The sequence below is a fragment of the Nocardia sp. NPDC003693 genome, from assembly GCF_053981095.1.
This window is the reverse complement of record NZ_JBSFNO010000073.1, coordinates 1-10889: the sequence shown is the minus strand read 5'-3', so window position 1 is coordinate 10889 and position 10889 is coordinate 1. Positions and strand designations below refer to the sequence as shown.

Genomic DNA, 10889 nt, shown 5'->3' with positions numbered 1-10889 from the left:
GTCAAGGCCGCCGAACCGCTGCTCGAATCCTTCGACATGCACACCGTCGAGGACCTGCTGCGGCACTATCCGCTGCGCTATGCCACCCAGGGTCACCACCGATCGGTGGCCGGCCCGGCGCCGGGTACGGGGAGGCGATCAGACGCTGCGGTCCAGGGCGTACACCGCTTCGACGTCCGCCGGATCGCCGGTGGCCTCGAGGCGCACCGCGTTGCGGCCGAACGCGTGGAACAGCAACTCCGACGGCTTGCCCGCCAGCACCACCGAACGATCACCGGCCTTGTGCGCCACCACCCGCTCACCGTCGGGGGTCGCCAGGGCGATGGTCACGGTGGATTTGCGATAGGCCATGCGCGACAGCTTGGTCAGCACGTTCCACAGCGCCCGCTCGTCCGCGGCCGGCAGTTCGCGCGGTTCCCACCCGGGCCCGGCCCGGCGCACGTCCTCGTGATGCACGTACATCTCGGTGAGATTCATCAGCGAATCGAAGGGCCGCAGCAGCAGCGGCGGACCGGTGCGCACCTGCTCGAGCAACTGCGGGAAGGGCCGCTGCGCGACCTTGCGCTGCACACTCTCCAGGTGCGGGGCGAAGGGCTTCAGCAGAATTCCGGGGGCGGCGTCCGGGCGGCGCTCGCGCACGATCAGGTGGGCGGCCAGATCCCGCACCGTCCATTCCCCGCACAGGGTGGGCGCGTCCGGGCCTGCTTCGGCCATCGTCTGCACCATTGCTCGACGTTCCCGCTGGGCCATGCTCATACCGAAACCCTAACCGGACAAACCGGCACACGCACCGCCGCGGTGGTCCGGGGCGGCCCGTTAAGCGAACCACCCGGCCCGCCATAAGACCGCCCGGCGATCATCGTTCGCATCCGCATCCGGCCCCCGCTACCGCGCGGCAATACCGAAACCGCCCTCGTGCACGCGGTTCCGGGTTGGCGTCATCCAATTCGGGTCGGTAGCTTGATCACTCGGTCCATCAGGGTCATGGACCGTAGCTTACGAAGGGCAACACCTTGAAGAAGATCGTCAGCGGCGCCGCCGTGCTGATCGTGACCGTCGTGTCTCTGCTCGTCGGCACGACCTCCGCGGCCACCGCGCAACGCGCACAGAACTACGGAGCCATCGCGCTGTCGCCGTCCACGGGCCGTATCGGCTACTCGGCGGACTACGGCAACACCAACGCCGCCCAGGACGGCGCGATGAGCGAGTGCCGCAACAACGACTGCCGTGTCGTCGCCTGGTTCTCCAACGGCTGTGGCGCGGTCGCGTACTCGAGCCGCGCGCGGCTGTACACCTACGGGGCCAACACCTCCCGCGCCGCCGCCCGCACGCAGGCGCTGAATCGCGGCCGCTCCGATTCCACGATCATTCACTGGAACTGCACCAGCGGTTACTCGCTCTAATTCGATTCCGTTCAGGGGAGAAAATCGTTGAAGCACACCATTTTCCGCGCCACCGCCGCCGTGGCCCTGGCCGCCTCCGCCTTCGGGCTGGTGGCCTGCAGCACCAGTGAGAGCACGACCGACAGCACCACCACCACCAGTGCGGCGCCCGCCGGCAACTTCGAGGGCAGCACGCAGGAGACCGAGGAGACCGGCGCCGCGCCGTCCACCCCCGAGGTCCCCAACCTGCCCAAGCCGACCGTGGCCGAACTGAACGACAAGATCACCAAGGCGTTCGACCCGTCCATCGACGCCAAGACCAAGGTCTCCTGGATCGAGGACGCCGGCCGGGATCCGGAACTGGTCGCCAAGCTGGTCGACGCCGCGAAGAAGAACGACGTCAAGGTCGAGATCACCAACGTGCCCGAGCCGGTCGACGGCAAGGTCGTCGCCGAGGCGAAGGTGACCATCGGCGGTGCGCCGGTCGACAACGCCACGGTGTCCTTCGTCGCCGAGGACAACGAGTGGAAGGTCGACCACAAGTTCGCGTGCAGCGTCGTGCAGGCCGCGAAGCTGAATTCCGCCGCCTGCCAGGACGAGTGAGAGTTCGCTGACCGCCGCGCCCGGGCCACCGGGACGCGGCAACCGCTCCGGGCGACGGCCCGCGCACGCTGATCGCTCCCAGCGACGGCGTCGGCGCGGGCCGTTCGCGTCACCCGGGTGGAACGGGCCGGCCGTGGCCGAATCCGGCGCGGCCTTCGTCCCGGTCGATCCCGACTACCCGGCTTCGGGCTACCCGGCTTCGGGCCACGCCGTGCGACGGCCCCCGGCATCGGTGCGAATCATGTTCAGACCGCTGGATCGATCGTTTCGGCGGCAGGCAGCCATGCCCGGGCAACATTCGTGAATGCGCATATTTCAATCTAGGTATCCCGGGGTCTCGCGACGTTCCGGTCGACATACGACAGTGCCCGGCAGCCGCGGCTGCCGGGCACTGTCAGGTTGTGGCACTTGCCCTTTCGGGCGCCGAACTACACGCCGATGACCGTAGGCACGATCATCGGGCGGCGGCGGTACTTCTCCGCGACCCAGCGGCCCACCACGCGGCGCACGCTCTGGGCGATGCGGTGGGTGTCGGTGACACCCTCGTTCGCCAGGCGGCGCAGTTCCGCCTCGACCAGCTCGTGGGTGTCGGCCAGGGCGTCGGGATCGTCCGAGAAGCCGCGGCCGCTGACGCCCGGCGAGCTGACCGCCTTGCCGGTGGTCGAATCGATGGCGACGGTGATCGAGATGAAACCGCCCTCCCCCAGGACCAGCCGGTCCGAGAGGGTGGATTCGCCGACGTCGCCGACCGAGAGGCCGTCGACGTAGACCTGGCCGACCGGGACCCGGCCGGTGATGGAGGCGATGCCGTCGACGAGATCGACCACGACGCCGTTCTCCGCCAGCACGACTCGTTCCTCGGGCACGCCGGTCGCCAACGCGAGCGCGGCGTTCGCGCGCAGATGCCGCCACTCGCCGTGCACCGGCATGGCGTTGGTCGGCCGCACCGCGTTGTACAGGTACAGCAGCTCACCCGCCGAAGCATGCCCGGAGACATGGACTTTCGCGTTCTGCTGGGTGACGACGGTCGCGCCGACGCGGGCCAGGCCGTTCACCACCGCGAAGACGGCGTTCTCGTTGCCCGGAATGAGCGAGGACGCCAGCACGACGAGGTCGTCGGCGCGGATGTTGATCTGGCGGTGGTCGCCGCGCGCCATGCGCGAGAGCGCGGACAGCGGTTCGCCCTGCGAGCCGGTCGAGATCAGCACCAGCTTGTGCACCGGCAGGTTCGCGGCCTGATCGATGTCGACGACGAGGCCGTCCGGAATATCGAGGTAGCCCAGGTCCACCGCGATCTGCATGTTGCGGACCATGGACCGGCCCACGAAGCAGATGCGGCGGTCGTAGCGCTTGGCCACGTCCACGACCTGCTGGATGCGATGCACGTGGGAAGCGAAGGACGCCACGATGACCCGGCCCTTGGCCTTGCCGATCACGTTGTCCAGCACCGGGCCGATCTCGCGCTCGGGGGTGACGAAGCCGGGGACCTCGGCGTTGGTGGAGTCGACCAGGAACAGGTCGACGCCCTCGTCGCCGAGGCGCGAGAAGCCGGCGAGGTCGGTGAGCCTGCCGTCCAGCGGCAGCTGATCCAGCTTGATATCGCCGGTGTGCAGCACCATGCCCGCGGGGGTGCGCACCGCGATGGCGAGCGCGTCCGGGATGGAGTGGTTGACCGCGAAGTACTCGCAGTCGAACGGGCCGTGCTGGGTGCGCTGGCCCTCGATGACCTCGATGAGCTTGGGCTGCAACCGATGTTCGCGGCACTTGGCGGCCACCAGGGCGAGGGTGAACTTCGCGCCGATCACCGGGATGTCGCGCCGCAGGCGCAGCAGGAACGGCACCGCGCCGATGTGATCCTCGTGCCCGTGGGTCAGGATCACCGCCTCGACGTCCTCGATACGGTTCTCGATGGGACCGAAGTCCGGCAGGATCAGGTCGACGCCGGGCTGCTGATCCTCGGGGAACAGCACGCCGCAGTCGATGATGAGCAGCTTGCCGCCGAACTCGAAAACGGTCATGTTGCGGCCGATTTCGCCGATGCCGCCGAGCGCGAAGACGCGCAGGCCGCCCTTGGGGGCCTGCGGCGGGGCGGGCATCGAACGCCGCTGCTGCTGCGAGGGCTGCTGATCGTTGCGCTCGCCGCGGCCGGACTGGCGCGAACGGCCGCCGCCACCGGGCTTGCGCGAACGCTCGGACGGGCGCGACTTGGGCGCCGAATCGTCCTGGCGCGCCTTGGCGGGGGCGGACTCGGGCTGCTGGGCGGCCCGGTCCTGCGCGGCTCTGGCTCGTTCGGCGGAACCGGTGCGGCCGCGGCCGTTCCGGGTCTCGGCCGCCGGGGCCTGCGCGGGGCTCTCGGCCTGCGGCGCAACGGCTTCCGCGCGCGGGGCGGGCTCGGCTACCGGTTGCTGCTTGGGCTCGGCCGGGGCGGGGGCGGGTGCGCCGGCGGCGCGGGATGCGGTGCGACGCGGGCGGCGTCCTTCGGGGCTGCTCATGCAAGCACCCCGGCGCTGCGCAGCTCGACGGCCAGGCCGTCGAGCTGCTCGGTAGTAGGCATGATCTGTGGCAAACGGGGCTCCCCGGTCTCGATACCAAGCAGGCGCAGCGCCCCCTTGGTCATGGACACGCCGCCCAGCCGCGCCATGGCGCGGTTCAGGGGCAGCATGCTGGCATTGATCTCACGGGCGCGCACGACATCGCCGGCGGTGTAGGCGTCGATGAGGGCCCGCAAACGGTCGGGCACCAAATGACCGATGACACTGATGAATCCGACGGCGCCCACCGACAACCACGGCAGGTTCAGCACGTCGTCACCGGAGTAATAGGACAGCCCGGTCTCGGCGATGAGTTCCGCGCCCGCGTTCAGATCGCCCTTGGCGTCCTTCACCGCGACGATGCGCGGATGCTCGGCCAGGCGGCGAATGGTGTCCGACGCGATCGGCACGACCGACCGGGGCGGAATGTCGTACAGGGTCACCGGCAGGTCGGTGGCGTCGGCGACGGCGGTGAAGTGCGCGAGCAACCCTTCCTGGCTGGGACGCGAGTAGTACGGGGTGACGACGAGCAAACCGTGCGCGCCGGCGCGCTGGGCGCTGCGCGCCAATTCGATGCTGTGCGCGGTGTCGTAGGTGCCGGCGCCCGCGATGACGGTGGCGCGGTCGCCGACCGCGTCGACGACGGCGCGCAGCAGATCGAACTTCTCGGTTTCGGTGGTGGTGGGCGATTCTCCGGTGGTCCCGGAAATCGCGAGCAAATCGACGCCGCCGTCCACGAGTCGAGCGGCCAGAGCGACACCGGCGTCGACATCGAGCTTGCCTTCGGCGGTAAAGGGGGTCACCATCGCGACACCGACCGTGCCGGACGCGTGCAGCTCAATCCGCGTCGATTCACCGTTCGTCATAGTCCAGAAGGCTACCCGGTCATCGAAACGGCTCTTGCATCGTTATACCTGAACCGTTGCGGCGGTGTCGGCAATTCGTAGCCGAAGGTTCGTGATGACAGCAAAACTCTCCTTGAATGATGTCAGGTATGACATCACACTGGTGTCATGGACCTCGAGAAATACACCGCGCAGCTCCGCGAGAATCTCATCTCCGCCGCCGCGCTCGGCGACGAGAAAACACAGGCCACCGCCGCCGCGCTGGCCGCCGCGACCGAGAACGCCGCCCGGCTGGTACTGCTGGCCGCGCTCTCGGACCTGGCCGCCGAGGTGAGCGAGGCGGTCGGCGACCGCACCGTCCACGTGTCCGTCGTCGGCACCGACGCCCACGTGGATGTGCGCAAAACCACTGGCCCGGAGGACGAACAGCCCCCGACCTTCGAGGAGATGACCGGCGACATCAGCCGGGTCACCCTGCGCCTGGTCGAACAGATCAAGTCCAAGGCCGAGGAGGCCGCCGCGCACAACGGCCAGTCGCTCAACTCGTGGCTGTCCTCGGCGGTGCAGGGCGCGCTGCGCGATCAGATGAAGAAGGGCGGGCGCTGGGACGTCTGAGCGACGTCAGTCCATCACGGTGACCTGACCGTCGGTGTCGATCTCGGTGCGGCGGTCGTGATCCGGGGCGTGCGCCAGGACCGTCGCCAGCACGCGGCGACCCAGGGGCAGCACCCGGACGGTTACCGACCCGCTATTGGCCGCGTCCAATTCCTTTGTGGCCGCGTCGATCACCCGTTTGCGCACCCATTCCGGCACGCCCGCGAAGCCGCCGTCGTCCAGCAGCACGACCGTCACGCCGCGGAAGCGGGCGCCGCGGGCCGCGCCGCTGAGCTCGTCGGTGACCAGCTGCGGCGCGCGCAGCCCGTCCCGGAGCTCGGCCTCGAGCAGGCGGCACTCCTCGCGTTCGGCGGCGGTGAGTTCCGCGCCCTCGGCGATGCGCTCGAGTATCGGGCGCGCCACCCGGTCCAGGCGGGCGAGCTGGCGGGAGCGCTCGCCCTCGGCCGCGTCCATGGCGGCCTCGGCCGAGGCCCGCAGCATCGCGTCCTCCCGCAGGATGAGCAGGGATTTCTGCATGGGCCGCATGACCGCGACGAACACCGAGATGGCCGCGACGGTGCCGATGGGCACCACCGTGCCGAGCACCGTGTTCGGGTGCAGGTGCGAGCCGATCCCGGCCACCACGAGTACCGCCGCGGTGGCCGCGACCCCGGCCCAGGCCGTGCGTATGCGCCCGCGCAGCACCAGCCCGGTGAAGACGTAGGACGCCACGAACGCCGTCCACACCGAGGGCTGGGCGCGATCCCCGGCGGGCGTCAGGATCGTGAGCGCGGTGGCCACGGGTCCGGCCACCGCGGCGAACACGGCGATCGGGAGGGGCAGCGGGTCGATGGGGGTCACCACCACCAGCGCGCCCGCGCTCATGATGAGCGCCATGCTCACGATCACCGCCCAGAGCGGGGCCTGACCGAAATTGCGCGCCATGTACAGCGCGATGGTGACCTCGAGGATGAGCAGGAAGGTCCAGGCGGCGCTGCCGCGCAGCCCGAGCAGTTCGCGCAGGCTGTATCTGGTGTCCAGGTCGAGGGCGTGATCAGCGGGAGCCATCGCCACCCCAGACCAGCGTCACGACGGTGCCCTCGCCGGGCTGCGACTCCACGAAACCGGAACCGCCGGCGAGCTGGCGCATGCGCCCGAGAATGCTCATCGACACCCCCAGCCGGTCGGCCGAGACCGCCGCGAGGTCGAAACCCGCTCCGTCGTCGGCGAATACGATGCGGATGCTGCCCGCGCTGACCGTGGCGGTCACCGTGCGCCGCACCTCGCGGCCGGGGACCGCGCCATGCCGCAGGCTGTTGCGGACCGCTTCGGTCAGGGCCGCGGCGATGGTGCTCGCGGCGTGCACCGGCATGCGCAGATCGTCGTAGCCGGGCCAGGTGCGGGTGGCGAAGCGGACACTCGGGTTCACCTCGTTCACCGCCGCGCGCACGAACAGCAGCGCCGAGCGAGCGTCGAGCAGATCGGGATCGCGTTCGCGGCCCCGGCATTCGTCGAGTTGTTCGATTGTGCGCTCGGATTGGCGTTGCAGCACATCGGATTGCGTGCCCGCGCGCGAGGCCTCGAGCAGGGTGGACAGCACGGCGTCGTGAATGAGCGCGGCGAAGCGAGCGCGTTCGCGATCCCGGCCCTGCGCGGCGGCCGAGGCGGCCGCGCGCCGGGCGGCGATCGCCGACTCGCGGTCCACGCGCGCGGCCGCGCCGGTCGCGGCGGTACCGCACCAGACGAACAGCGAGGCCAGGCCGGCCACCCGCAGGAAGTTCTCGACCGCGGCGAACGGGGTGATGTCGGCGATCGTGTAGATGGTGGCCAGGGCCGCCGAGGACGCCGCGACCAGCAGGTAGGTCACCGACCAGCGCGGCCGCCAGGCCAGCACGCCCGCGGTCACCGCGAGCGCGGTCACCCGGTAGGGCCACACGAGAATGCCGTGCACGCTGGACATTTCCCACGCGAAGGGAATGGTCACCAGTGCGCCGAGGTAACTCAGTGCGGCGCACCCGGCGACGAAGCGAATCGCGCGCGAGCTGCCCACCGCGGACACCACGGCCAGCGCCGGATACCAGCCGAAGGCCAGCACCACCGCCGACACCGTCCACCAGATCGGAACCAGGCGACCCTGTTCGGCGATCTCGGGCAGTTCGACCAGGCCCACGATCACGCCGGCGATGCCGCAGGAGATGCCGAGCCTGCGCAGGATGCGGTCGTACGCGGCGGTGGCCGGATCCTCCTGCGGGGTCGCCGTCAGCTCGCCGCGTACCCGCCGCACGAGCGCGGTGAGGCCGGCGGCGGGGTACTGCGCGGGCGGCGCGGATTCCAGCGTGCCCGTTGCGGTCATGCGCGCCGCTCGGGGACGGGCAGCCAGCCGTCTTCCACCGCGCGTTTGTACAGGTCGGTCTTGGTCGGGGCGGGGCGGCCGGCGTCGGCGTACTTCTGGCGGATGCGGCCGAGGTAGTCGTTGACGGTCTGTTCGGACAGGCCGGTCATCCGGGCCACCCGCGAGGCCTTCTCGCCGGAGGCGTACAGCTGCAGGACCTGCTGCTGGCGCGGGCTCAGGCCGACGTTGGACAGCTGCGGGTCGCCGTCGATGGCGGCGGCCCAGTCGGTGGTCACCACCTGTTCGCCCTGGGCGGCCAGGCGCACGGCCGCGACCACGGTCGGCACGTCCTCGGATTTGCGCACCACGCCGAGCACACCCGCGCGGGCGGCCTCGCGCACCATGAAGGGGTTGTCGGCGCCGGTGAAGATGAGGACCTCGGTCCCCCATTCGCGCAGCGCGCGCACGTTCGCCTCGGGCGAGGAGCCGTCGGCCAGCCGCAGATCCAGCACCACCAGATCCAATCGCGGTCGCGCCGCGAGCAATTCCGCGACCGTGCCCGCGGTGATCACCAATTCCAGATCGGGCTGCGGGGCCAGCATGGCCGCCAGGCCGATCGCCACCGACTCATGATCTTCGACCAGCCCGATGCGGCGTACTCCCGAATCCTTCGCCTCCATGGCGGCCGTCACCTCTTCCCACACACCCGAACAACGTCGTACCGAGTATGACCGTACGGGTGCGCGGTGCGTCAGCCACCAGAAATCGGGGGAACGGCGCGCACGCCCGCGGGGCCCGGCCGCCCGGCCCGTTCTCCCACGCTGACCGGGGCGTGTTCGGCTTGTAGGGTTTCCGGCGGAGTCGTACGGACTCTCGGACGAGGTTGATGAAGGGACGGGCGAGGATGTCGGACGCATCGAACGAGGTGCTGCTGGACGACTTCGAGGACACCGGCAAGTGGGAACTCGCGGGGGCCGGGGCGGCGCAGACGCACGTGACCACGTTCGCCGAGGGCGCGCCGGTGAAGGAACCCGGCGTGTACGCCTCGGGCGAGCGGGGCGAGGACCATCGGGCGCTGGCGCTGCTGATCTCCAAGGCCGTGGACGGGCTCGAGGTGGATCTGGTGGCCAAGGCCGGGCAGTCCTTCACCATCGCCGGGACGCTGTCCGAACTGAACCTGTACGTGCGGTCGCCGCACGCCGCGATCTGGGTGTACGCCCGGCTCGGCGGGGCGGGTCAGGAGCCGCGCGAGGAACTGCTGGGCCGCACCAATACGAGCCCGGAGTGGCAGCGGGCGGGGATCAAGCTGCATCCGCCGATCAAGGACGCGGAATTGCTCGGCCTGCGGATCCGGCTCGTGGAGGTCGTGAAAACGGCGGGTGAGGTCATGATCCTGCTCGACGATCTGACCGTACGCTCGGAGTCATGAGCGAGAGTCATGAGTTGGTGAAAGCACCTTCGGGTGCGCACGGCACCGCGAAGGCGATGTCGGCGATCCTGTTCGGGATGGGGGCGCTGCACTTCGTGGCCCCCAAACCGTTCGACGCGTTGATCCCCCCGGAGTTGCCGGGCAAGCCGCGCACCTACACGCACGGCTCGGGAGTCGCGGAATTGGCGGTGGCCACCGCGCTCGCCGTGCCGCGCACGCGGCGGCTCGGCGGCGCGCTGGCCGTGCTGCTGTTCCTGGGGGTCTTCCCCGGCAATCTCTATATGGCACGCGAATGGCTGCGCAGCGACAAGCCGGCCGTGCTCAAGGCCGGTGCGCTGCTGCGCCTGCCGCTGCAGATTCCGATGATCCTGGCCGCGCGCAAGGTGTATCGGGGCGCCTGAGCGCCCGTCAGCGCCGGGTGATCGCCTCGAAGACCCCGGGGTCGACCAGGGTCGAGGTGTCACCCAGTTCGCGGCCCTCGGCCACATCGCGCAGCAACCGGCGCATGATCTTGCCCGAGCGAGTCTTGGGCAGCTCCGGGACCACGTGGATCTCCCGGGGCCGGGCGATCGGTGAGATCTCTTTCGAGACTTCGGCTTTGAGCTCGGCGACCAGGTCGTCGCCGGTGTTCTTCGCTTCGGCGGTGAGGATGACGAAGGCGACGATGCCCTGCCCCGTGGTGTCGTCCGAAGCGCCGACCACCGCCGCTTCGGCCACACCCGAATGGCCCACCAGAGCCGATTCGACCTCCGCCGTCGAGATGCGATGGCCCGAGACGTTCATGACGTCGTCCACGCGCCCCAGGACCCACAGATCGCCGTCGGTGTCGAGTTTCGCGCCGTCACCGGCGAAGTACCAGCCCTGCTCGGCGTAACGCTGCCAATAGGTTTCGCGGTACCGATCGTTGTCACCCCAGATCCCGCGCAGCATCGACGGCCACGGCTGATCCAGCACCAGGTAACCGTTGGCCTCGGTCTCCCCCAGCTGCACCACGTTGCCTTCCTCGTCCACGACGGTGGCCGAGATACCGGGCAGCGGGGTCATGGCCGCGCCCGGTTTCGTGGCGGTGACGCCGGGCAGCGGGGAGATCATGATGGCGCCGGTCTCGGTCTGCCACCAGGTGTCCACGACCGGGGTCTTGTTGGCGCCCACCACATCCCGGTACCAGCGCCA

General features: G+C 70.0%; 12 protein-coding genes. 5 read left to right on the top strand and 7 right to left on the bottom strand.

Annotated features, from left to right (window positions below):
* Positions 1–138: 138 nt before the first annotated feature.
* Positions 139–756 (bottom strand): TIGR03085 family metal-binding protein, encoded by a 618-nt coding sequence (locus ACWDOP_RS38630; protein WP_454204010.1) that lies wholly within the window; start codon positions 754–756, stop codon positions 139–141.
* A 257-nt stretch (positions 757–1013) separates the two neighbouring features.
* Here ACWDOP_RS38630 and ACWDOP_RS38625 point away from each other — a divergent pair, with 257 nt between their 5' ends.
* Together ACWDOP_RS38625 and ACWDOP_RS38620 are read left to right on the top strand one after the other, a co-directional pair.
* The gene (locus ACWDOP_RS38625; RefSeq protein ID WP_454204009.1) at positions 1014–1403 is read left to right on the top strand and encodes a DUF4189 domain-containing protein; all 390 of its coding nucleotides are present in this window, start codon (positions 1014–1016) and stop codon (positions 1401–1403) included.
* A gap of 27 nt (positions 1404–1430) precedes the next feature.
* Complete coding sequence (locus ACWDOP_RS38620) at positions 1431–1985, top strand: hypothetical protein (protein WP_456349034.1); 555 nt, start codon at positions 1431–1433, stop codon at positions 1983–1985.
* Between the two features lie 428 nt (positions 1986–2413).
* On the opposite strand, the gene ACWDOP_RS38615 is transcribed toward ACWDOP_RS38620, so the two are convergent.
* Together ACWDOP_RS38615 and dapA are read right to left on the bottom strand one after the other, a co-directional pair.
* Positions 2414–4477 carry a ribonuclease J gene (locus tag ACWDOP_RS38615; RefSeq protein ID WP_456349033.1) on the bottom strand — a complete coding sequence of 688 codons (2064 nt, stop codon included), beginning with the start codon at positions 4475–4477 and terminating at the stop codon, positions 2414–2416.
* Positions 4474–5382: a 4-hydroxy-tetrahydrodipicolinate synthase gene (gene dapA / locus ACWDOP_RS38610; RefSeq protein ID WP_454204006.1), complete on the bottom strand. Its 909-nt coding sequence runs from the start codon at positions 5380–5382 to the stop codon at positions 4474–4476. The genes ACWDOP_RS38615 and dapA overlap by 4 nt, the downstream gene beginning before the upstream one ends.
* 147 nt (positions 5383–5529) lie before the next feature.
* Between dapA and ACWDOP_RS38605 the strand changes: the two genes are divergently transcribed.
* The gene (locus ACWDOP_RS38605) at positions 5530–5976 is read left to right on the top strand and encodes a hypothetical protein (protein WP_454204005.1); all 447 of its coding nucleotides are present in this window, start codon (positions 5530–5532) and stop codon (positions 5974–5976) included.
* 6 nt (positions 5977–5982) lie between these two features.
* Here ACWDOP_RS38605 and ACWDOP_RS38600 read toward each other — a convergent pair whose 3' ends face one another.
* From ACWDOP_RS38600 to ACWDOP_RS38590, 3 genes are read right to left on the bottom strand one after another with little or no spacing between them, the layout of a single operon-like run.
* Complete coding sequence (locus tag ACWDOP_RS38600) at positions 5983–7023, bottom strand: hypothetical protein (RefSeq protein ID WP_456349032.1); 1041 nt, start codon at positions 7021–7023, stop codon at positions 5983–5985.
* Positions 7010–8308, bottom strand: a complete 1299-nt coding sequence (locus tag ACWDOP_RS38595; protein WP_456349031.1) for a sensor histidine kinase — start codon at positions 8306–8308, stop codon at positions 7010–7012. The genes ACWDOP_RS38600 and ACWDOP_RS38595 overlap by 14 nt, the downstream gene beginning before the upstream one ends.
* On the bottom strand, positions 8305–8967 hold the full coding sequence (locus ACWDOP_RS38590; RefSeq protein WP_454204002.1) for a LuxR C-terminal-related transcriptional regulator: 663 nt from the start codon (positions 8965–8967) through the stop codon (positions 8305–8307). The genes ACWDOP_RS38595 and ACWDOP_RS38590 overlap by 4 nt, the downstream gene beginning before the upstream one ends.
* A gap of 224 nt (positions 8968–9191) precedes the next feature.
* On the opposite strand from ACWDOP_RS38590, the gene ACWDOP_RS38585 reads away from it, so the two are divergent.
* Together ACWDOP_RS38585 and ACWDOP_RS38580 are read left to right on the top strand one after the other, a co-directional pair.
* Positions 9192–9716, top strand: a complete 525-nt coding sequence (locus tag ACWDOP_RS38585) for a hypothetical protein (RefSeq protein ID WP_456349030.1) — start codon at positions 9192–9194, stop codon at positions 9714–9716.
* Complete coding sequence (locus tag ACWDOP_RS38580) at positions 9713–10117, top strand: DoxX family protein (RefSeq protein ID WP_454204000.1); 405 nt, start codon at positions 9713–9715, stop codon at positions 10115–10117. The genes ACWDOP_RS38585 and ACWDOP_RS38580 overlap by 4 nt, the downstream gene beginning before the upstream one ends.
* A gap of 7 nt (positions 10118–10124) precedes the next feature.
* On the opposite strand, the gene ACWDOP_RS38575 is transcribed toward ACWDOP_RS38580, so the two are convergent.
* Positions 10125–10889, bottom strand: a 765-nt coding sequence (locus ACWDOP_RS38575) for an AMP-binding enzyme (protein WP_456349029.1), incomplete at its 5' end; no start/stop codon positions are given.